The sequence below is a fragment of the Microcystis sp. BLCC-F210 genome, from assembly GCF_042134685.1.
Classification (GTDB): domain Bacteria; phylum Cyanobacteriota; class Cyanobacteriia; order Cyanobacteriales; family Microcystaceae; genus Microcystis; species Microcystis aeruginosa_D.
Genome location: NZ_CP169647.1, coordinates 2980272 through 3003207, shown reverse-complemented (window position 1 = coordinate 3003207; position 22936 = coordinate 2980272). Strand labels below are relative to the sequence as shown.

The following is a 22936-nucleotide window of genomic DNA, read 5'->3' as shown; positions in this document are numbered from 1 at the left end:
ATCTGGTCAGTTACCTAATTTTCAGAACTTAGGTTGGGCTTCGGCCGTGAGCTTTTGCCGAACGGTTGAAGCATGAAACCCAACGTCTTTTCCTAGGAAATAAAGTCATAATCCTTTCCTATCGCTTCTAGTTGAGTTTTGATCTGAAAACAACTATTAGGTAATAAATCTTTGATAGGGGGAATAGCATCAATTTGAGAGGCGATTTCTTGCACAATTTGCTCGATTCTCACACCAGTTTTACAGGAAGTGGCGATTAGCTTGGTCATTGGAGAATATGCAATAAAATTGCCTCCGTCGGTTTCAATCAAAAATACTCCGAAAATTATATTGACAAGTATAAAGTTTTTTTATTAATATTCATTCAAGCTTTGATCATAAAATTTCTATTTTCAATTTTTTTAGGATAAAATACCTGTTCAAAACAAGGGTTTTTAAAGAAAATATAAGCTTTACGGTTGTCAAAGGTAATATAGCGTTTCCTGTTCACAAGAGGTACATTATCGATGTTAAAAAGTTTAATCAGCAAAGGTTTAAATGTGCCACACAGGTGTGAGAACCGCTATAATTTAGGCTAAATATTATGGAAACTAGAAAAATTCTAACATAGAAATTAGTCCCTAGATATCTTTCGGTAATTGCTGTAAATAGTTTCATAAAGTACCTCGTATTTTAGACTATAATCATAGGGGAAAGATTGCTGCGGTGGGGTCATGGTTGATACAGTAAAGTTAATGCAGGTATCACTCTCTCGTCATGACATAGTTATTAATAACAGGGATTTTACTTGTACTAAGCACAGTTTCCCTAAGCTGTTACCCATTTAAACTAGGTGTTATAGTGTTATAAAACCAACCATAAAACTGGCTCTTTCTCTGCTCTCATCTGGTCTTAACAGGTAATTTAGATAGGTCAGCATCTCAACGTCCACAAATTTTTAACTGGGATTGTTGCTATACTGATGGCTCTTGACAAAAGATAATGTTAATTATTTTTATGATAAGTATTATTAGTCACCTTTTCATGTACTATGGTTCTATAGCAATATTTTTGAAGGATCACGAGCAATGCAATCCCTAAAGCTCAGAGTTAAAACTGCTTGGAGAAGCCAAAAAGCAAGGACGATTATATCGTTACTATTACTTTTTATCTTGATGCCAATTTTTCTTTATGCTTGTTTTAGTGATCTTCCTACCCAATCATCGGAGCAAAGGCAAGGATCCCTTTTGGTTTGGTATCCAGAAGAGGGCAATTTAACTAAACTAGTAAGTCTCGGTTTGCAAGAGTTTAAAAAACTAAATCCGCAGGTGACAATTCTTGAGCAAGCTATTCCTATCGATGAGATACCCGAACGTTTTTTTAAACAATCTCAAAGCGGATTGGGTGCGAGTGTTATTCTAATTTTTTCGAGAAATATACCCAGATTAGTCTCTGAAGGAGTACTGGGGGAAATTGACCAAAAAAATCTAGATTTATCTATTTATAATCCCCCAACCCTGAAACAAGTTAGCTATCAAGGAAAAATCTATGGCATTCCCTTAGGTTCTCGTACTCGTGTACTGTGTTACAATCAAAAAAAATTACAAGTTAGTACCGATCCGCTGCTGAAGCAACCTCCCACCAGTTTAGAGGGATTAGTGGAACGTGCGCGCAAAGGTTATTCTGTGGGGATGGTGTCCTCTTTTGAAGATACTTTTTGGGGAATGGCAATTTTTGGCGGCTATTTGTGGGATGATCAGGGTAGGCTACAACCTCGCCTGGATGGTTGGGCAAAATGGCTAGAATGGCTAAAATTTGCCTCGTCACAGCCTAATTTTATTCTCAATCGTCAACGGGAATTGCTTCATGATGCCTTTGCTAGAGGTCGCTTAACCTATTATGTGTGTAATTCTATTGAAATTGCCGATTTAAAAAACAGTCTCCAAGATGATCTCAGAGTCGCTTTACTTCCCCAAGAAACTCAAGGTAAAGCAGCACCAATTCTCTATACAAGGGTAATGGTATTTAATCGTAATAATAGTGATAATGAAAATAGGTTGGGATTAGCTTTAGGAAAATTTCTCACTAATCCCGAACAACAATTGCAAGCAATCATCCAAACAGAAAGTTTTATTCCCACTAACCGACGGGTGCAGATCGAAGGAAATTTACTACCGATCGAATCAGTATTATTACAACAATCCCAAAATGCTGTGGCAGTTCCTCTGGATGATTGGGAAAAGTTGAATCAAATTTTAGAACAAGGAGAATTTTGGTATGAAAGAGCGATCGCTGGTGAAATATCTTCCTCAAAAGCAGCCCATCAACTGATACTTTATATTCAATCAGGTCTCGATCAGGAAGTCAAAAAAATAAATTAATATGAACAACAATATTCCCTCTCTTTCGGAAATAATTGCTAACCAATTATTATTTTTAGGACGCAGAAATGTTCAAAATCAATTAATGATTATTTTTCTCTGTTTAATTCTTGCTTGGTTATTGTCAAAATGGTTATGGTCTTACTTAGAAAAAAGATTTCCTCACGTCACCACTTTTATCCATAGTGATAAAAAATTAACCATCCGTCAATATTTTGCTATTCTGATAGAGTTTCTTAATTTTCCAGTTATTAGTATAATTTTACTTGATTTAAATTATCTAATTTTTCTCAGTCAAAATTGGATAAGAGGAATGATTAGTTTATCTATAGAACTCCTGTGGTTTTATTTAGTTTATCGTGGTTTATTAGCTGGACTATACGCCAAGTTTTCCGTCAATACAATCAAATATTATCATTTCCGGCTTTTAGCTCCTTTATTGGTCTTATTTCTCCTGAAGATCATGATTGGTTTCTACAATAACATTCAGGAAATCGCCCAAGTATCTCCTTTCAATTTATTCAATAGTCCGATAACATTGGGAAGCATATTTATTTTGATAATAGCTCCCTATTTTCTAGTAATTGTTGTTGATCTTATAGAGACTATAGTTTTGAGTATTGCTAATTTAAATCAGCAAACTAGTCGCGGTGAAATTGAAGCAACTTTACTGTTAGGACGTTATTTTTTCATTGTCTTAGGTTTTATCATTATCTTGGGTTATGTGGGAGTTAATGCAACGGCAATAGCGGCAATTACTGGTGGTTTATCGGTGGGTATTGGTTTCGGTATGCAGCAAGTGGTCAGTAATTTTATTAGCGGTATTTTACTATTATTTGAAAAAGTTCTCAAACCCGGTGATATAATTAATATTGAAGGACAAACTTCTCAGGTAAAAAAGCTAGGTATTCGAGCGACAACAGTGCAAATCCTCACGGATAATTCTGAAAAAATTATCCCCAACCAAAAGTTTTTTACTGAGGATGTCACCACCTATACGGGTAGTGATAACTTGATCTATTGTTCAATTGTTATCGGAGTTGGTTATAATTCTAACGCACAACAGGTGATGAATTTATTGCTAGACATTGCAGATCAACATCCTAACATACTTAAAAACCCGCAACCAGTAGCCTTTTTTATTAATTTTGGTGATTCTAGTTTAAACTTTGAATTAAAGTTCTGGTTAGATGATGTTAACAGGAAAAAGCGAGTAATTAGTGATGTTAATTGTGTTATTCTTAATAGGTTTACTAAAGAGAATATCGAGATTCCTTTTCCGCAGCAAGATATTCATATTCGCAATAATTAAAAAATTTAGTTATTCACACAAAATTAATTTATTGGTTAAAAAGCTTTATCAAAATGCGTAATTAATTTTGCTTAGGTAATTATCTCATTCAAAAACCTTATCTAATTATTTTTCATCTCCAAATATAGCAATTCTCTGACTTATGAGGTACAGTAGCAACAGTGAGTAAACCAATTGCGAATATCTTTTTGAGTAACTTCTAACATAGCCAATTCAATCCCTTCTATTAAGTCTTTGTAAGTTCTCGCCTTTAGTTTTCTTAACATCGCTTTGACTTTTGACCAAAAGTTTTCAATAGGAGAGAATTCGGGAGAATAAGGAGGTAAATAGATGAGTCTAGCTTTTTCTTGTTCGATTATTTCTCTGACCATTTCTCCGAGATGAATCTTGGCGTTATCCATGATCAGACAGTCTCCTTCTTTAATTTTTGGCAGCACTTCCTTCAGAATAAATCCTTCAAATGTTACCGCATCCACTGCACCGTATATGTTGACTGATGCGACAACTTTTTCTAAGCTTATAGCACTAATTATTGAAATATTTCTCCCTCTTTTTTGTGGTTTTCTTCCCCTAGCTCTTTGGCCAATTAAGGCTCTAGCATAGAGTCTCAAAAGGGCTAAATTTACCCCCGATTCATCGATAAAAATTAGTTTTGATGCCTCAATTTCCCGAACTTCTGACCAGTATTCCACTCTTTTTTGCTGTACCCTGTCACTTTCTTTTTCCGCCGCGTGTAGTGTTTTTTTTTGAAACTATAATTGAGTTTTTGCGTCAGCCGCCCCAAGGTGGCTCTACTGACTTTCACCTGTGTCTTTTCATACAGTAAGTCCGATAATTCTTCGAGAGTTGCATCATTGTTAGCTTCGATGATTTCTATTAAAATTATCAATTGTTCACTATTTAACTTGGTTGGCGGACTTCCCCCTTGCGGACGAGGACGGATATCTCCTGTTTCTTTATGTTGCTTCAATAACTTCTGAATAAAGCTTTTGGCCACGTCAAATCTCTGAGCTAGTCCTCGAATGGAAATTTTTTCTTTCTTCCAGACATCGATAATTTTTTGGCGAAAATCTACGGAATAGGGTCTCATAGGAAGCTGGTAAGTTCTATTATTTGTCTATTTGCTTTCCATTGTACCTCATAGCTCCAAGAATTGCTATATATGAATTTCACTTATGAAATTCATATATTTATTTTTTCATTAATAACCAGTATCTTGACAAAAAAACAATTTTAATATAAAATCCACACTAGGTAATATGTTCAGAAAACAGCCTGTAATTTAGAATCGAAATCGACCAAATTGATCTATCGAGGTTTTTCTTATGCTTTTCGGTTCTAATTTGCTTGGTGCTTTATCGATGTTTGTTGAACTTAGACATCAATCACCGTGGCACTTTTTTCATTTAATTGCTGTCATCTACTCTAACTAAAAATTCCATGATTATCACCAGGTTACAAAATCGTTTTTCCAGAAATAATTCCACTCGTCGTCTGCGAGCTTTTATCCTAGGTCTTTTCGCCGCCACTATGACCGCTTTGCCCTTAAAAGCCGCCGAAGAAGTTGAATTTGTCTATACTCCCCTCGTATTTTCTCTATCGGTAGCATCCCTAGAAACCTTTGCTAAAGAAGGCAAAATCGACGCTAATTTAAAACAATTTTTAGCCAGAGTAACTCCCGAAGCAAGAGAGCAGTTTCGTGAAGCTTTATTAACAAAAATTGACATCGATCCTGTTTTACTATCTCGTTTTTTTAATAGTGTGATGGGTGCTGATATGCTCTCTCGTTTGGGCAAAAGTATCACCATTCAAGGGGGAATTAATGGTAAATATGCCCTGCGGGGTGCGATTGTTAGTGCCGCTTTTGAACCGGGGGGATTAACCCTTTTAAATATCCTGAAAAAATTCCCCAATAATATCCAGTTACAGGGGGAAGAAATCCTCGGATTAGCTAAAGCTCTTGATTATGCCATTTATGTATCTGAATTATTTACCAAAGATATGCGCTTCTGGACAGCAGAGGAAGCGGCTGCCGTTAAACCAGCTATTAATTATGCCAGTTTACCCGATTTGCGTCAGCGCGGTAGCTTTCAGGTAAAAAAAGAAGTTTGGAACCTAACCGACAACAGTCGCAATCGCAGTTTATATGTAGATGTTTATATCCCGCAAACTTTCCGAGACGGTAAAACACCTGTAATTATTTTTTCCCACGGATTAGCCTCGCGACCAGAAGATTATGCTGAAGCAATTGAACATCTAGCTTCCTACGGATTTCTAGTAGCAGCACCGCAACACCCCGGCAGTGATATTAAATACCTGCAAGGAATGTTAGCAGGATATTATCGCAATATTTTTGATCGAGATGAATTTATTAACCGACCCAAAGATATTAGCTTTGTCATTGATGAATTAGCAAGACGTAATGCTAGTCAATTTCAAGGTAAACTTAACCTGACTAATGTGGGAGTAGCTGGTCATTCCTTCGGAGGTTATACTGCCATTGCTGTTGCCGGTGCGTCAATCGATTTTGATAATCTTGCTAAAGATTGTAACCGTTCTTATTCCGGGATTAATATCTCGATTTTCTTGGAATGTCGCGCCCTAGAATTGCCTAGACAGGTCTATAATTTTCGTGATGAACGAGTCGCAGCTGTTTTTGCGGCTAATCCCGTTAACCGCAGTATTTTTGGGGAAAAAGGTTTAAGCAAAATCTCAATTCCTGTCCTCTTGGGTTCCGGAAGTTATGACCCAGCAGCTAATCCAATTTTTGAACAGGCCATTTCTTTTACTTGGTTAAAAACGCCAGATAAATATCTAGCTATGGTGGAGGGACAAGCTCATGTAAATTTTACGGAATTGGATGCAGGAATGCAAAAAACCCTAAAGTCTGTGGTCGATATCACTTTACCCAATCAAAATTTAATCGAGGATTATACTGGAGCTTTATTGGTCTCTTTTTTTGAAGTTTATATTGCTAATAATGAAAAGTTTCGTCCTTTTCTTCTGTCTAGCTATGCAGAATATCTCAGTCAGGGACAAAAGTTTAAATTAGACTTTATTACTGCCGCTTCTGACGAGAAATTATCTCAATTGATTGAGAAATTGCGCGCACGTCGGCAATAGTAAAACGTGGGGTGCGTTAGACGGAAAAAATTCCTGACGCACCATCTATAATCAACTAAGTAGCTGGTTACAATCAAAGATAAACTACAAAAAAACTAAAGCCTGTTCCACTATCTAACAATTAATTGAGATTACTTACTTATTAAGTGTCAAGTTTGCCGGTTTCTTTTCACTGATGACTGATGACTGTTTACTGATAACTGAAAAATCTTCCTACTGCCCCCCTGCAAAAAAGATTCTCTTGAGTTGTATAATCTCTAAAGGATTAGCGTACTCAAGAAAAAAATTATTTCATGCTTAGAAAAATTAGACTATCGTACTTTGGCTTAATTTTAGGTAGTATTTTAACGGTTATCGGGATTATCGGTTATGCCCAAGGTAACGCCACGGTCAATTTAGCGGGTTTTTTCTACGGATTACCGTTATTATTGGGAGGTTTAGCCCTAAAAGCGTCAGAAATCAAACCGATACCCTTCAGCCAACCCACTAGCCCCGAAATCTTGCAATTGCGCCAACAACAGGCTACTGTCACCCAAACCAAACTTCGCAACGATGTCACCCGCTATCGCTACGGACAGGAAGTGCATCTGGATGAAGCCCTAGAAAAGCTGGGATTAAGCCCCACAGACGAGGAAAGACCGACTTTAGTAGGAATTCGTGAAACTGCTGTTGATTCCGCCTATTGTTTCACCCTAGAATTTGAATCGCCCCTTTTACCCCTAGAAAAGTGGCTGGCAAAACAGGAAAAAATTGAAAGATACTTTGGACCAGGCATTAGAGCCGAAATTAAGCAAGTTGATGAGGAAAAAATTGATTTATCGCTAATTACTATCCCTAGCGCCTAAATGCTCACGCTTATTCAGTATGGCTTCTTATCACTCGCTGCCGTGGCTGCTGGCTTAATTAATGCTGTTGCCGGTGGCGGTAGTCTGATTACTTTTCCGACGCTGATGGCAGTGGGGATCCCACCGGTGATGGCAAATGTAACTAATACCATCGCTTTATGTCCCGGTTATCTGGGAGCAACCCTCGCCCAAAAAAAAGACCTGCACGGGCAACAAAAACGGATTCAGTTATTGCTACCATCGGCAGTTATTGGCGGCATTATCGGTGGTATTTTACTATTAAATAGTAGTGAGCAGGTATTTGATCGCCTGATTCCTTTTCTGATTCTTTTAGCGGCGGCTTTATTGGCTTTTCAAGATACCTTACGCTCTTGGCTACAGCGGCGACAGGGGGACGAAAATGGTCATATACCAGAAATTTTGGCGGTTTTACCCATTGCTCTCGCTTCAATTTATGGTGGTTATTTTGGCGCAGGTTTAGGGGTGATTCAGTTGGCAATTTTGGGCTTATTTCTCAAGGATAATCTCACGAGATTAAATGCTTTAAAACAGTTGCTTTCTTTGGTGGTTAATGTAGCAGCATCTTGGTTTTTTCTCTTTTCTAATCAGGTATATTGGTCTGCGGCGATAGTGATAGCAATTGGCTCTTTAATTGGAGGTTTATTGGGGGGAAAACTAGCCAGAATTATCTCTCCTAGTTATCTGCGCTGGACAGTGGTAATTCTGAGTATTATTACTGCTATAGTTTATTTTCTTCGTTAACAAACCGACTCACAGCAGTTAATCTATTAAGTATTTGGCTATTCTGGTTTCTGTGTGGAAACGATATCTATCGGGTTTCTCAATCAACATATATGAAATACTTATATTTCCGTAAAATCTTCCTCAAAGCTGAAACCCTTATGATACTAAATCCGTTGAGTAACGCACAGAAAAAAAACGGGTTTCTCGGAGAAACCCGTTTTCTACTCATGCACTCATGCAAAACGGAGAATAAATAATCAGTTTTTAATAACTGGATTTAGTATGATTTTCTCGTCAGCCAGAAAAATTCTAAGGGCAATAAATCCCTGAAAGCATTGATAGGCAACAGTTGTGGGTTTTCAAAAGTCAGTGACTAATTACCACAATTTTATAAGTAAAAATTATCATACAGAGTTGATAAGAGCCGCAATTTCAGTCCAAAATTATTTGTTTTGAATTACCATTGTTGCACAAGTAATTATATTTTCTAAATTGTTATACTCAAATCTTTGTTTTTCAATATAATTATCAAATAAATACTTTTTGTCTGAATATTTTATCGCTAATTCTTCGCATCTTTGTTTAATATAATCAAATTGCATTTCATACTCATCATTTTGATTTATTTCAGTTTCTGTATATTCTTTTAGTAATTTCATGCCAGCTTTATCGATCTGTTTGAACAGCATATTTTTCTTGATTATAAATTCATGTTTATAGGGTTGATCATCTTCAAAATATCCATCGTCCAAAATAATTAGACCATCTTTTGTCAGATTTTTCTTTAAGATAGTCATAGTGTCAAAATAATTGCCAAATACAGGACCGATCGAGCCGAGAATAATCAGATTGAATTGGTTTAATGTCTTGATTATTTCTCGTGCGTCTCCTGAAATAAATTTACACATTGAAGTAATTGCTTCTTCTCTAGCTTTTTTATTAGCGATTTCAATAAATTCTGGTATTGCATCGATTCCAAGGCAGTAGCAATCCAGTTCAATTGACAATTTTATCGAGACTGCACCTTTGCCGCAGCCTAGATCCAGTACATTTAATTCAGAATAATTATTTGTATGTGCTTTGACAATTTTAAGAATAGAATTTGCAGAAGAGCCTATTTCCCAGAAGTCCTGTAGAATATATGGAAGAAAAGGTAAGATTGACTGATCTTGGCAATCCATAGCCTGTGCAATAGTTTCTTCTAAAGTCTTCATTCTCTCTAAAAATTTCTGGACTAACTATTAATCATATCGTTCCCTGCGGTTCCGCACCCTCCTCTGTCCCACTTCTAATTGACGTACTGTTAGGCCGTGGCTTCGACATCGCACTCTTAGACTCACAGCTTCAATGAATGAGCATGGTGCGTTCCCAAAAATCTATTGGTGGAGCAGTAGGACTTGCATCAGGGAACGCACCCTACAGCTACAGCTAATTAACGCCAGTTCGGTTTAAGGGAATTTTGCCATAGCTTCCACGAAAGAATAGGAGTTTCAGGCTACGGTAGCATCAGGGTTTTAGCTTATCCCGAACTGAGGTTAATTACTATTACCTGCTATTTGTTACAATACGCTACTGCAACTTTAAGAATGTTTTATGTTTAAGACCATACAACATTTTCAATCGGATTTCGTACATCAAATCTGTCACCAACTTCTTAAATCTGGTATATAATTCCTGGCTAATCCTATCCTCTGGTGCTAAATCACCTCCATGAGCTACAGCATTGCGTAACCGCAGAAATAACTCTAAGGATTCCTTTAAATTAGGATTCGGATGTGCATAATCCTTCCAATGTTCTGGAAACTTTTCAAGTGCAAAGCTTTTGAGTAATTTGTTTAAGACGTTGAAACCAACATTACTCTCGGTATTAACAACTCTTGAAAAAGTGCAGCTATCCCCAGCGTGAAACTCTTTAAGTGAAGCAAAAAACCTTACTTTTCTATTGTCATTTGTAGGATATTCCTTGAACTGTTTAAAGGAGTTTTCCATGTGGTGAATAACTATTTCATCGCAAAAATCATGAAGATCTCTGCCAACATTATTAAGTTCATCAATATAGAGGTTGAAAGATTTTTGGATAAAGCTTTCCCATAAAGAATAAATCATCGATATTGATTGAGTTGAGAAAATGTCTTGATGCTTTGAAGATAGAGAGTACCTTCTCGTAAAAATTGCTCTCTCAATTTCGAAAAGAACAGATATTCTCTCTTCAATAATCTCTTGCAATGCCCTATCAAAATCATCCATAGTCTATTGCTAAGTTTATTATTTAAAAATTTCATCTACTCTTTTAAGACGATTTCTAATCCGACTTCTACTATTAGAAGCGGTCCCAGAATATCTTTTGAAGTCGTTGTCACTTTTTAATTGTGTTATCTTTGATTTCAAAAGTTCAAGGTCTTCAGCATACGTCTCGATATTTTGAGCAACTCCGATTAATATCCCCTCAAAATAAGCTGGAACAAAAAAGTTTCTCTCGTTTCTAAATATCTTTTTGTCTTCTATTTGGTAAATTAACTCTAAAACTCTCATGATGAGAGATTCATAAACATCATATTTAAAACTAGCGTCCTGAACAGTTTCCTCCATAAAATCGTTTAAAAACTTCTCCATATTTTCATTAACATTTTCAGCATTTTTGTAGAAAGCAAAAAACCTAAGAACTAATTCTTGATCATATAATTCATTAAGTTTGCCACTACTTAATTGAGTAAGAGATTTGAAAACTGTGCTTTGACTAACTTTTAGTAAAAGCTCGTTAAGCCTGGGATTAACCCCTCGATAAATTGCATTTCTTATCTCTTGTGGAGTTAATTTTGAACCTCCAGAGTTGAGTCGTTTAAACAACTCATACTTCATGGAAGTGCTACTTTCTCCTCTCAAAATTTCAACTCTACAAACAGCCCTTTTCAAGTTTATTTTTAGATTTGTTGGAAGATTATCAATATTAAAGCCTTGCAAGCTTTTGACCAATCCTCCTTCTTGCAAAGTCCATTTATTGATAGTTTGTATCCCTCCAGTTTCTTCCCCGCTTTCCTCATCAATTTCTTCTTCTTCGACTCCTGATCTGTCTATATCTTCTTGATCGTCAATTGTCCATCCACTACCTTTTAGTTCACCAAAAAAACTTATGAAAGTAGAAACACGTTGCAATCCATCGACTAATTCCCATACACCGTTTTTATCCTCGGCCACAAATATTGGAGGAATTGGAATCGAGAGTAGAATTGATTCTATAAGTGCAGTTTTTTGTGCTTCTGACCATCGGAATAATCTCTGATACTCTGGTCTAATTATTAATTCATTATTTTTGTATAGGCTGATCAACTCCCCAAAAGAAATGTCAAGTCTATCAGACGACAGCCTTTTTCTCTCATCTGAGACTGCTTTTTCGAGTTCGGCTACTTTTTCTGCTAAGGCTACTTTTTCTGCAAGGTTTTCCATATTACTCAGGCTTAGTATGCTTTTCCAAGTATAACAAGCTAACAATGGGATTGATGACAAATCTGTGAAAGAGAGAACTCAGTTTTTAACAGCCTAACTATCAATTATACCGCTCCCTGCGGTCCCACACCCTCCTCTGTCCTACTTCCATCGCTTTAACACCCCCTCAATTTGGGCATAATTACCGCATTTCTACAGCCAAACGTCTAGTGGTCTGTCAATCTTGAAATTGTGGATAGGGGAATCGGGCAAAATTATCCGCCCCCAATCCCTCAAAATCATCTTAACAGACCCATAGAATCGCCCTTAATTTTTGTCAATTGTCGGCCCCTAACTATATTCTTCTCCGACACTGAGATTAAAGAGCATTTGCAGGGATTGTAAACAGCGCTTACGCGCTTCGATATCCTGTTGGGCGCGCAGTTGTACCATGGGTTCGTGAAGGATTTTATTAACGATACCGCGGGTCATTGCTTCGATAACTTCTTGGTGTTTTTCGGCGAATTCCGTCCCCAGACGGGAGAGGGCCTTTTCTAATTCCTGTTCGCGAATATCTTCAATTTTGCTTCTTAAACAGCTAATTGTCGGTACAGTGTCCAAAGAACGCCACCAAAGCTCGAAAGCTTCCACTTCCTGCTCTAGGAGTGCCTCTGCTTCCCTGGCCATCTGACGGCGACTTTCCTGATTGGCGGCCACCACCGCCTTGAGATCATCGACGTTGAAAGCTTGCACTTGTGCCAATTCCTTCACGTCGGTGTGGACGTTGCGGGGAACGGAAATATCGATTAACATCAGCGAGCTAGCAGCAATCGTCACTTCTGTCAATAAATTTTTAGTTAAAATTGGTTCCGTGGCTCCTGTACTGGTGAAGACGATATCCGATGCCGCTACCGTAGCCATCATCTCTTCTAAGCCATATAGTTGCAACGGTAGGTTAGGAAATTCACGGGCTAACTCCTCGGCTCGTCTTTGGGAGCGATTGACGATCGCAATTTGCTGAGAACCCTTAGCCAGAAGGTGCGTAACTAATAATCGGGACATTTTCCCTGCCCCGATAATAGCGATTTTTTTGCTGCTGAGGTCTGTCACCTTAGCATGGGCTAACTCCACCGCCGCCGAACTGATCGATACGGCTCCCGTGCCGATGCTGGTTTCCGTGCGGACGCGCTTACCGGCAGTCATCGCTTGTTTAAACAGGCGATCGAGTAATTGGCTAATAGTATTGTACTTTTGGGCTAATTTATGGGTATTTTTAACTTGAGCGAGAATTTGCCCTTCCCCGAGGACAAGACTTTCTAAACCGGCGGATACCCGGAGCAGATGACGGACAGCATCCTGATGCAGTAGGGTAAACAGATAACGACGCAGGACATTAAGGGGAATATGCCCGATTTCAGCGAGAAACTGGGTAATTTCCACTACGCCCTTTTCCGTATCCGTAACCACGGCGTAGATCTCCAAACGGTTACAGGTGCTGATAATAGCCACCTCTTGGATGTGGGGATAACCCTTGAGGTGGGTAAGAGCGGACTCGATTTTCGCTTCCGGGATACTCAATTTTTCGCGAATTTCCACCGGGGCTGTCTTGTGACTCAAGCCCACTACAGCAATATTCATTTATGTTCTCCTACAAATGTTGCTCAGGCTACAAAAATTATTGATAAAGATCAGTGCGTTATGTCTCTAATTGTTGCAATTTAGTCCCAATCGGGATGCAAATAAAAGATGTTTGAAAAAAAACTTTATATATTTTTACCAATGGGGGCGAGGTGAGCCATGCTCACCCCACCGCGTCAGAGAATTATCTCAGTTGAATGTATTTGGGTTGGTCGAACAGGTGAACGGTATCGACAAAGCGAGCGGTTTTCGATTGGGTGGAGATAACCAAGCTTTGGGTACGAGCGCCACCGTGGAAGAAGCGTACCCCTTCCATCAGGGTGCCGGGGGTGATCCCACAGGCGGCAAAGAGGACGGTTTCACCACTGGCTAATTCTTCGCAACCGTAAACACGATCAGGATTGGTGATCCCCATTTCTTGCAGACGAGCAATATTACCCTCGCGACTTTCACCGATTAAACCGGTTTTGACCACTTCGGGATCATAGATTAATTGTCCCTGGAAGTGACCCCCCAGACAACGCATAGCCGCCGCTGAGATTACCCCTTCCGGAGCGGCACCGATACCCATGAGAGCATGAATATTAGTTCCCGAAAAAGCGCAGGAAATAGCGGCCGATACGTCACCATCGCTGATCAGACGAACTCTGGCCCCAGCGTTGCGGATTTCTTGGATTAATTCCTTGTGACGGGGACGATCCATAACTACTACCACCAGTTCTTCGATGGAACGATTGAGACAATCGGAAAGAACTTTCAGGTTTTCCGTCGCCGATTTATTAATATCCACATGACCTTTAGCTGCTGGGGGAGCGGCTAATTTTTTCATATAAAAGTCAGGAGCGGCGAATAATCCACCTTTTTCGGAGATCGCTAACACGGCCATAGAACCATTTTGACCGTAGGCAACCAAGTTAGTGCCTTCGCAGGGATCGACGGCGATATCGATTTCGACTAATTCATCGGGATTACAATATTGTTTGGCATCAACTTGGGTACAGATACCCACTTCTTCGCCAATATAGAGCATGGGAGCTTCGTCTCTTTCCCCTTCTCCAATAACGATGCGACCGCGCATATGGATTTTATTCATCCGTTCGCGCATCGCTTCCACAGCGACGTGATCGGCGATATTTTTTTCACCTTTACCCATCCACTTCGAGGAGGCAATGGCAGCCTGTTCGACCACTTCGATAATTTCTAACCCTAGCGTACTTTCCACTCGATGATCCTCCCTACAGCTGATCTATGATTTATCTAGTGAGTTTTTTTCCTTAACAGTCAAAAGTCTATCACCAGACGGGGATCATTCTTAAGTTTTTATGTAGATCATCTGCGGGGGACTGGTATAGCGAGGGAGTTTTTGCCAACACTATCACATCCATCTCGGTTATGGAGACTTTAATCACTTATTTTTGCTGGCGATCGCATGAAGGGAGCTTCTTACCCCTGTTGTCAGTGCTTATCTAAGAATCAGCTATTTAAATACGTCTTGGCTTAGAAAAATAAAGTTCCCCTAGACCCTGTGTGGGAAGCTTGAGGAAAGCTGGGTTAGGGGAAATGATTTATTCCTTTGCTGGATTAACTTGAGCATATAACTCTCATTTGTCAGGAATATAACAGCCAGATGTCAATTCTGTGACAAAGAAAAGCCGTTGATAAGCTGCCTGCGCATCTAAATTGCGGCTCTTCTCGACTTTGTGTGATAAGTTTAACTTATATAGTGGCGATCAATCTTTGTGTCTTCTGTGTCTCTGTGGTTCCTTCTACTCCCTCGCCCGCAAGACTGTATCTTAGAATACATTTTACCCACCAAACTTGGGAGAGCGAAATTGCTGGTTGAGATGGGGCAAAATGCTTTGGCCGTGAGACTGCAGCCGTTCGGCAACAGGCAACAGTAAAGAGATCGAGGAAGATTCAGTTCACCCCAAGGATAGGCGGTTAAAATGCGTCTTAGCTGATCAGTAGAAAATTATGCCGACAATATTTTATTGGGGAGAAGATGAATTTGCTATTAACCAAGCGGTGAAAAATCTACAGGCAAAACTTCTCGATCCCCATTGGATACAGTTTAATTATGACAAAATTAATGGCGATCGCAATGAGGCAATTATCGAGGGACTCAATCAAGCAATGACTCCAGTTTTCGGACTGGGAAATCGTTTAGTTTGGTTAGCCGATACGGTTATTTGTCAACAATGTTCCGAGGATATTTTCAAGGAATTACAGCGCACTTTGCCCAATTTACCCGAAAATTCCTATCTGTTATTAACCAGTGCCAAAAAACCCGACTCCCGCTTAAAATCGAGCAAGTTTATCCAAAATCAGGCAGAGGTTAGAGAATTTGAACTAATTCCGCCTTGGAAAGTCGAGGAAATTGCCCAAAGAGTTAGGGAAATTGCCAAAGAAGTGGGAGTAAAATTAACTCCCGATGCGATCGAACTCTTAGCAGAAGCGGTGGGAAATAACAGCCGCTTACTGTGGATGGAGTTAGAAAAACTGCGTTTATTTAAAAATAATTCGGCAGTAACTATTGACAAAAAGGACATTTTAAGCCTAGTCAACGCCAGCAATCAAAGCAGCCTACAGTTAGCCAGTGCTATTTTAAAACGGGAGACAGGCAAAGCCCTCGAATTAGTTAATGAATTATTAAATCGTAACGAGAACCCCTTGGGTATCACCGCCACCCTAGTGGGTCAATTTCGCACTTGGGCAATAGTGAAATTAAAAATTGAAGAAGGAGAAAAAGACGACAAAAATATCGCCGCCGCCGCCGAAATTGCCAATCCCAAGCGACTGTATTTCATTCGCAAAGAGATACAATCTTTTTCTTCTAAGCAACTTCTGGCCACCTTGCCCATACTTCTCGAATTAGAATACCGTCTCAAGCGGGGTGCAGAACCTTTGGCAACTTTGCAAACCAAAATTATCGAACTTTGTTGTTTATTGGTGACTTAAGACTCTTTCTTGTCTTTCAGAAATCCTCTAGAATAAGATTCTATAGACTTCAAACTTCTCAATAACCACAAAATGACCGATGATGCCATCCCTAGTCTAAATTTAGTCATCGCTAGTTTAGCCACGAGTAATAATTTCGCCCGTTGGGTGACGAAAGCACCCCTACCGGGGGGGTATGTGCATCATGACTGTGAATGGACCGAGAGTCTCGCCACGGAATGGATGGCATGGCAGGAAATATTCTGTCTGCAAAAAATGCCGACCTTGCCCATGTTAGAGCAATTAGAAGCAAATTCTCGACCTCAACTGACTCTTGCGGGAGAAGGCGACAGTTATGGCGGTCAATTGATGCAGAAACTAGGTATTAGTCTCTGGCAATGGTTATTTCAAGCATCAATTGGTCAAAGTTTCGCCCAAAGTCAGGGAATCGCCCTTGGCAAAAATCAGCCCCTGCGAATTCGCTTGGAATGTCGCAATCCCTATCTAATTCTGCTGCCCTGGGAAATTATGCAGCAATCCGGTAAACAGGCCATATCTCTGCATCCGAATATACTCTTTAGCCGCACCACCAGCGATGTGGAGCCACTGCAACCGATAAAACCAAGTAATAGTCTCAATATTCTCTTAGTTATTGGCGAAAAACAGATTAAACCCGCCGCTAGTTCCCTCAACCTCACCGCCATTAATACGGGTGGAGAAACTAACCCTGACCAGACACTGGAATCCGAGGCCGCCAATATTATCCGGGCCATCTCCCCCAGTGGTTCCCTCCAGAATTGGGGAGTGAAAGTCAAAGTCGATACCCTAATTCGACCAGGAGCCGAAGAACTGACTAAGGCCTTGGATAAGGGCAAATATCAAGCTTTTTTCTACGCCGGCCACGGAATCGCTGCCCCCAATGGCGGTTCCCTATTTCTGCGGCCAGGGGAACAGCTAAACGGGACGGAGTTAGCCCAAGTTTTGGTGAGAAATCAGGTTATTTTAACGGTTTTTAATGCCTGTTGGGGGGCTTATCCCGCTAAATCCGGTCAGGGGATGATCCCCCGCAGTAGTCTAGCGGAAGTCTTGATTCACCATGGCGTTCCCGCAGTTTTGGCCATGCGAGATGCGATCGCTGATCGAGAGGCCTTGAGTTTTATAGAAGTTTTTACCCGCACCCTCTTCGGATTCAAAGACAAAGAAGCGCAGATGTCCAAGTTGTTTCCCAGTCCAGGAGTCCCTATCGATGAGGCCGTTCGTATCGCTAGGCAGCAATTATTAACCCTCTACAAGTACAATCAACCCGCTTGGACTTTGCCGATCCTCTATATGCACCCAGAATTCGACGGACAATTGCTGCAAACCTTTGATGAGACTCAATTACCGACGGTTATGCCCAGCATCTCCGGAATCATGCCCGCCGCTTTCTTATACTATCTTGATCGTCCCGAAAGAAAATGGTCAATCCGTGGTGGTGCCATGAATATAGGACGGGACATGGAAAATGATCTACAGATTGCTGAAAAATGGGTTAGTAAAAACCATTGTCGGATAATTTGCCGTAAAAATGCCGATTATCCAGACTATCAATACTTTCTCGAAGATTTCTCCCGTTTTGGTACTTTTATCTATCAAGATGGCCACTGGAAACAGGTTCATAACCAAGAAGTTCCCCTAGAGTCCGGTTTACAGATTCGCTTCGGCAGTCACCAAGGACAAATCCTCGAATTTGTGGTGGAATAATTAGGGTTTGTCGAAAAAGTTTGTCGTCGGGGTGGGGTGTGGGGAGATGGGGAGATGGGGGAGTGGGAATTATGAATTATGAATTATGAATTATGAATTGGGGAGGTGGGGGAGTGAGAATTATGAATTATGAATTATGAATGGGAGCATCTCACCTTTGCAATAAGCATAAATACTTAGTAGAAAAATAGGCTTTTCGAGGGTAATTCTTGTTTTAATTCTCCATGTACGCGGTCTTTAAAAGCCTCTATTTCGTTCCAAGACACGATTAAGAGTGGCTTTTAGGCTAAGTATAATTACTCATCGCGTAAGTGAGATGCTCCCATTATGAATTGGGGAGATGGGGGAGTGGGAATTATGAATTATGAATTATGAATTGGGGAGGTGGGGGAGTGGGAATTATGAATTATGAATTATGAATTGGGGTGATAGGGAGATGGGGGAGTGGGAATTATGAATTATGAATTATGAATTGGAGAAATGGGGAGATGGGGGAGTGGGAATTATGAATTATGAATTATGAAATGGGGAGGTGGGGAAGTGGGGAAATTGAACTAAAACCCTAAAACCCCAAAACCTGTCTCCTGTCGACCGCCTTCGTTAACTAAGTTTTTGCTTCCTCTTTCAGGGAATAAATTGGTTTAAACCAACCTTTGCGCCAGAAGTAAAAAATCAAGCCCCCCGCTACGGCTAACATGACTAACCAGACAAGGAAATAACTCCATTCTCCTTTTAATTCTGGCATATTCTCGAAGTTCATGCCATAGACACCAACGATAAAAGTTAAGGGAATAAAAATCGTCGAAATTACGGTTAAAAACTTCATAATTTCGTTTAATTTATTGCCCATAGTGGACATATAAACATCCATCAAACTCGCCGCTAATTCTCGATAAGCTTCGATAATTTCCAGAATTTGAATGACGTGATCGTAGGAATCCCGAAAATAAATTTGTACCTCATCACTGACTATACCATGATGGTCACGCATCAGTAAATGTAGAACATTTCGCATCGGCCAAATTAAGCGCCGCAGTGCTAATAATTCCCGACGGACATCATAGATTTCCTGCATTGTATCTCGATCGGGATCACTAATGATCATATCTTCCAAAGCCTCAATCCGATCTTCGTAGTGTTCTACCACGGGAAAATAACCATCGATAATCGTATCTAATAATAAATAGGTTAAATAATCCGCTCCCGATTTCCGTACTCGTCCCTGGGAAGTGCGAATTCGATCTCTAACTATCTCAAAACAGTCCTGTAATTCCTCCTCTTGAAAACTTAAAAGATAGCGTTTTCCTAAGACAAAACTCACCTGTTCTGTATCAAAACCGCTTTCATCTTCTTTCAGTCGCACCATCTGAGAAATCACTAACAATTGATTGTTATAATCTTCTAACTTGGGACGCTGCGGCACATTAACCACATCTTCTAATAATAAAGGATGCAGATTAAAAATTTCCCCTACTTGTTTTAAAACCGTCTCACTCCCTAACCCTTGAATATCCATCCAAGACACGGTATTTGTGCCAATATAGGGGGCGCAAGCATTGGGGGTAATATCCACCTTGCGAATGGCGTTATCTTCATCGTAGTCGATTAAAATAATCCGCGAGGGTTTGGCATCTGGTTCGATAATTAATGTCCCCGGTTCACTACCCGGTTCATCATAAAAATAATCGAAGTAGTCTTCTTCCTCGTCTCCATCGGTATCAGGACGGTTGTTAACGAATATATCGGGTTGTAGTTGGGTCATAAGCTTACAACAATCTGGCTAATTTGGGCAATAAGAAAACAGAAAAGTTAAAAAATTTAATTTGCCTAAAGTTACTATCTATCGCCATGGGATTACAGTAAACTGAAAATTGTTTACTGATTGATTCCCTCCTGATAATTATCAACGATGAGATTAATCGGGAGAATTAGCAATATTGACGGCCAAAATTTATGGAATCCGCCTCTTTTATTCCCCGTCTAGTTATCCCCGTCGGTGATCCCGCCGGAATCGGCCCTGAAGTGGTGTTAAAAGCGATCGCCGATTCCCCAATCTCGTCTATTTGTCAGATTACTCTAATCGGGACAAGAACGCTTCTCGAAAAAGCCTATCACGATCCCCATCTTCTCGATCGCTTTTCTCTGATCGATTTGCCCTACAATCAAGAAAAAATCGTTTGCGGGCGTGGGGATGCCCACAGTGGTGAAATTAGCTTTCTTTACCTGCAAGAAGCCATAAAACGCACCCTCAAGGGCGAATTTGATGGTATTGTCACCGGTCCAATTGCTAAATCCTGTTGGCAGTTGGCCGGTTATGATTTCCCCGGTCAAACGGAGGTTTTAGCTACCATGGCGGGAATTAACCGTTATGGGATGCTATTCGTCGCTAAATCCCCTCACAGTGGCTATAACTTACGCACTCTCCTCGCCACTACCCACATCCCCCTGCGAGAAGTTCCTGATGCTCTTAACCCCGATCTGATGACCCGAAAACTAGACCTATTAATCGAGTCTTTAAAGCTAGATTTCGGCATCGATCGCCCCAAAATCGCCATATCCGGCCTTAATCCCCACAGTGGCGAAGCGGGAAAACTGGGAAGGGAAGAAAAGGACTGGTTACAGCCTTGGCTAGAGTCAATGGGTCAGCAATACCCGCAAACCCAATTAATCGGCCTTGTCCCCCCCGATACGCTTTGGGTGGAACCGGGACGCGCTTGGTTTAGCGGTGCAGGGCAAACCGCCGACGCATATCTGGCATTATACCACGATCAGGGTCTAATTCCCGTCAAATTAATGGCTTTTGACTGTGCTGTTAATACTACCATCGGTTTACCTTTTGTTCGCACCTCTCCAGACCACGGGACGGCATTTGATATCGCCGGTCTTGGCATCGCTAGGGCCCAGAGTATGCAAGCGGCGATCCAATTAGCGATCGAATTGTGTCAGCAGCGCCGTATAGATCGGTTTTAGCTGTTGGGGGTTAGGGAGATGAGAATTATAGTCATTTCAATTAAGATTGAGAATATCAATCCCAGAGTTCATAAGGATTTTGTCGGTCTAGACTGTATCAGACTTATCTGAAATGACTATAGCGTTTCTGATTCACAAGAGGTACATTCCCGATCCTGAACAGCTTAATAAGCAAAGGTTTAATTGTGCCGCACAGATGCGAGAACCGCTATATATGAATTATGAATTATGAATTATGAATTATGAAGTGGGAAGTGGGAAGTGGGAAGTGGGAAGTGGGAAGTGGGGAAGCTGTCTCATCACCCTATCACCCCAAAACCCTATCACCCCAAAACCCTATCACCCTATCACCTATCTCCTGACTCCTAATCCCGATTGCCAAATTGGTGTGAGCAGCGGGACAACCGGAGAACTAAACTAGAGATATAGCCCTCGATAGGAGACAATTGGATATGGGTATCGCTTCAGTTAACCCTGCCACGGGAGAAATTCTCAAGACTTTTACCCCTCTAACCTCGGAGGAATTGGCGGCGAAATTGGCCCTAGCTGAGACAACTTTTCAGCAGTATCGCCGCACCGCCATCAGTGAACGGGGACAGTGGTTACGGCAAGCGGCGGATATTTTGGAACGGGATCAAGTAGCATTGGCTAAAACCATGACTTTAGAAATGGGGAAACCAATCAAATCAGCGATCGCAGAAGTCCTCAAATGTGCCTTGGTTTGTCGTTTTTATGCTGATAATGCCGCCAGTTATCTGGAAGATGTGCTGATTGCCACCGATGCTAGTCGCAGTTTTGTCCGTTATCAACCGTTAGGGGTGATTTTAGCGGTTATGCCCTGGAATTTCCCTTTATGGCAAGTATTTCGCTTTGCTGCTCCCGCTTTAATGGCGGGAAATGTCGGCCTACTCAAACACGCTTCTAACGTCCCCCAATCAGCTTTAGCGGTGGAAAGAATTTTATTAGAAGCTGGTTTTCCTAAAGGCGCTTTTCAAACTCTTTTGATCGGGGCCGATCGCGTTAGTGATTTAATTAACGATGAACGGGTAAAAGCCGCCACTTTAACCGGTAGTGAACCGGCGGGGATTAGTTTAGCAGCTGCCGCTGGAAAACAGATCAAAAAGGTGGTTTTGGAGTTGGGAGGTAGTGATCCTTTTATCGTTTTAGATAGTGCCGATATCGAGGCGGCAGCGGCTACGGCAGTGACGGCAAGATTGTTAAATAATGGTCAGACTTGTATCGCTGCTAAACGGTTTATTGTTATGGAAACTGTCGCCGATCAATTTGAACAGTTATTAGTGGCTAAATTTCAAGCTTTAAAAGTTGGTGATCCCCTTGATGAAACTGTTGATATTGGTCCCTTGGCCACGGTATCGATCGTCTCGGAAATTGCCGCCCAAGTGGAAAAAACCGTCGCTATGGGTGGTAAAGTCCTTGTGGGGGGTCAACGTTTAGAGGGAAAAGGTAACTTCTATCTACCGACGATTTTAACCGATATTCCTGCTGGTTCTCCGGGGGAAAAAGAGGAATTTTTTGGACCAGTGGCTTTACTATTTCGAGTCAAAAATATCGAGGAAGCGATCGCTTTAGCTAATGATAGTCCCTTTGGTTTGGGTTCTAGTGCCTGGACGAATAACCCCGCAGAAATTGAGCGTTTAATTACCGAGATTGAGGCCGGTTGTGTGTTTATTAACGGTATGGTTAAATCCGATCCTCGTTTACCCTTTGGGGGGATTAAACGTTCTGGTTTTGGACGGGAATTAAGTGTGGAAGGTATTCGCGAATTTGTCAACGTTAAAACTGTTTGGATTAAGTAATTCAGTTAAGTAGTTAGGTGTTAA

General features: G+C 40.6%; 18 protein-coding genes. 10 read left to right on the top strand and 8 right to left on the bottom strand.

Going from position 1 to position 22936, the window contains the following annotated elements:
- Positions 1-92 precede the first annotated feature (92 nt).
- The gene (locus ACE3JL_RS14345) at positions 93-269 is read right to left on the bottom strand and encodes a hypothetical protein (RefSeq protein WP_334311239.1); all 177 of its coding nucleotides are present in this window, start codon (positions 267-269) and stop codon (positions 93-95) included.
- 798 nt (positions 270-1067) lie between these two features.
- Between ACE3JL_RS14345 and ACE3JL_RS14340 the strand changes: the two genes are divergently transcribed.
- Together ACE3JL_RS14340 and ACE3JL_RS14335 are read left to right on the top strand one after the other, a co-directional pair.
- Positions 1068-2360, top strand: a complete 1293-nt coding sequence (locus ACE3JL_RS14340; RefSeq protein ID WP_271988539.1) for an extracellular solute-binding protein — start codon at positions 1068-1070, stop codon at positions 2358-2360.
- A gap of 1 nt (position 2361) precedes the next feature.
- Positions 2362-3672, top strand: coding sequence for a mechanosensitive ion channel family protein (locus tag ACE3JL_RS14335; RefSeq protein WP_271988538.1), 1311 nt, complete (start codon positions 2362-2364; stop codon positions 3670-3672).
- A gap of 140 nt (positions 3673-3812) precedes the next feature.
- Here ACE3JL_RS14335 and ACE3JL_RS14330 read toward each other — a convergent pair.
- Positions 3813-4762 (bottom strand): IS630-like element ISMae26 family transposase gene (locus tag ACE3JL_RS14330; RefSeq protein WP_375327693.1). Its coding sequence is split into 2 segments (ribosomal slippage): positions 3813-4420 and positions 4420-4762, totalling 951 coding nucleotides; the frame shifts between segments, so codons are not numbered across the junction.
- 350 nt (positions 4763-5112) lie between these two features.
- Between ACE3JL_RS14330 and ACE3JL_RS14325 the strand changes: the two genes are divergently transcribed.
- From ACE3JL_RS14325 to ACE3JL_RS14315, 3 genes are all read left to right on the top strand, one after another.
- Positions 5113-6795 carry an alpha/beta hydrolase gene (locus ACE3JL_RS14325; protein ID WP_271988537.1) on the top strand — a complete coding sequence of 561 codons (1683 nt, stop codon included), beginning with the start codon at positions 5113-5115 and terminating at the stop codon, positions 6793-6795.
- Between the two features lie 293 nt (positions 6796-7088).
- Positions 7089-7640 (top strand): DUF2854 domain-containing protein, encoded by a 552-nt coding sequence (locus tag ACE3JL_RS14320; protein ID WP_271988536.1) that lies wholly within the window; start codon positions 7089-7091, stop codon positions 7638-7640.
- Positions 7641-8402, top strand: a complete 762-nt coding sequence (locus ACE3JL_RS14315; protein ID WP_375327768.1) for a sulfite exporter TauE/SafE family protein — start codon at positions 7641-7643, stop codon at positions 8400-8402.
- A gap of 425 nt (positions 8403-8827) precedes the next feature.
- Here the strand turns inward: ACE3JL_RS14315 and ACE3JL_RS14310 are convergent, their stop codons facing one another.
- The 5 genes from ACE3JL_RS14310 to glpX form a co-directional block, all read right to left on the bottom strand.
- Positions 8828-9598, bottom strand: coding sequence for a class I SAM-dependent methyltransferase (locus ACE3JL_RS14310; RefSeq protein WP_375327767.1), 771 nt, complete (start codon positions 9596-9598; stop codon positions 8828-8830).
- Between the two features lie 355 nt (positions 9599-9953).
- Complete coding sequence (locus tag ACE3JL_RS14305) at positions 9954-10631, bottom strand: MAE_28990/MAE_18760 family HEPN-like nuclease (RefSeq protein WP_045360306.1); 678 nt, start codon at positions 10629-10631, stop codon at positions 9954-9956.
- Positions 10632-10649: 18 nt separating this feature from the next.
- The gene (locus tag ACE3JL_RS14300; RefSeq protein WP_375327766.1) at positions 10650-11828 is read right to left on the bottom strand and encodes a DUF262 domain-containing protein; all 1179 of its coding nucleotides are present in this window, start codon (positions 11826-11828) and stop codon (positions 10650-10652) included.
- A 330-nt stretch (positions 11829-12158) separates the two neighbouring features.
- Entirely contained in the window at positions 12159-13445 is a 1287-nt protein-coding gene (locus ACE3JL_RS14295; RefSeq protein WP_375327765.1) for a glutamyl-tRNA reductase, read from the bottom strand.
- 184 nt (positions 13446-13629) lie between these two features.
- Positions 13630-14667, bottom strand: a complete 1038-nt coding sequence (gene glpX, locus ACE3JL_RS14290; RefSeq protein ID WP_002748655.1) for a class II fructose-bisphosphatase — start codon at positions 14665-14667, stop codon at positions 13630-13632.
- 752 nt (positions 14668-15419) lie between these two features.
- On the opposite strand from glpX, the gene holA reads away from it, so the two are divergent.
- Positions 15420-16403: a DNA polymerase III subunit delta gene (gene holA, locus ACE3JL_RS14285; protein ID WP_271988529.1), complete on the top strand. Its 984-nt coding sequence runs from the start codon at positions 15420-15422 to the stop codon at positions 16401-16403.
- A 72-nt stretch (positions 16404-16475) separates the two neighbouring features.
- On the top strand, positions 16476-18125 hold the full coding sequence (locus ACE3JL_RS14280) for a CHAT domain-containing protein (RefSeq protein ID WP_271988528.1): 1650 nt from the start codon (positions 16476-16478) through the stop codon (positions 18123-18125).
- 604 nt (positions 18126-18729) lie between these two features.
- Here ACE3JL_RS14280 and corA read toward each other — a convergent pair.
- On the bottom strand, positions 18730-19887 hold the full coding sequence (corA, locus tag ACE3JL_RS14275) for a magnesium/cobalt transporter CorA (protein ID WP_271989424.1): 1158 nt from the start codon (positions 19885-19887) through the stop codon (positions 18730-18732).
- 191 nt (positions 19888-20078) lie between these two features.
- Between corA and pdxA the strand changes: the two genes are divergently transcribed.
- The 3 genes from pdxA to ACE3JL_RS14260 all read left to right on the top strand — a co-directional run bounded on the left by pdxA (position 20079) and on the right by ACE3JL_RS14260 (position 22912).
- Positions 20079-21095 (top strand): 4-hydroxythreonine-4-phosphate dehydrogenase PdxA, encoded by a 1017-nt coding sequence (gene pdxA, locus ACE3JL_RS14270; protein ID WP_375327764.1) that lies wholly within the window; start codon positions 20079-20081, stop codon positions 21093-21095.
- A 235-nt stretch (positions 21096-21330) separates the two neighbouring features.
- Entirely contained in the window at positions 21331-21516 is a 186-nt protein-coding gene (locus tag ACE3JL_RS14265) for a hypothetical protein (RefSeq protein WP_375327763.1), read from the top strand.
- Between the two features lie 31 nt (positions 21517-21547).
- On the top strand, positions 21548-22912 hold the full coding sequence (locus ACE3JL_RS14260; RefSeq protein ID WP_375327762.1) for an NAD-dependent succinate-semialdehyde dehydrogenase: 1365 nt from the start codon (positions 21548-21550) through the stop codon (positions 22910-22912).
- Positions 22913-22936 lie beyond the last annotated feature (24 nt).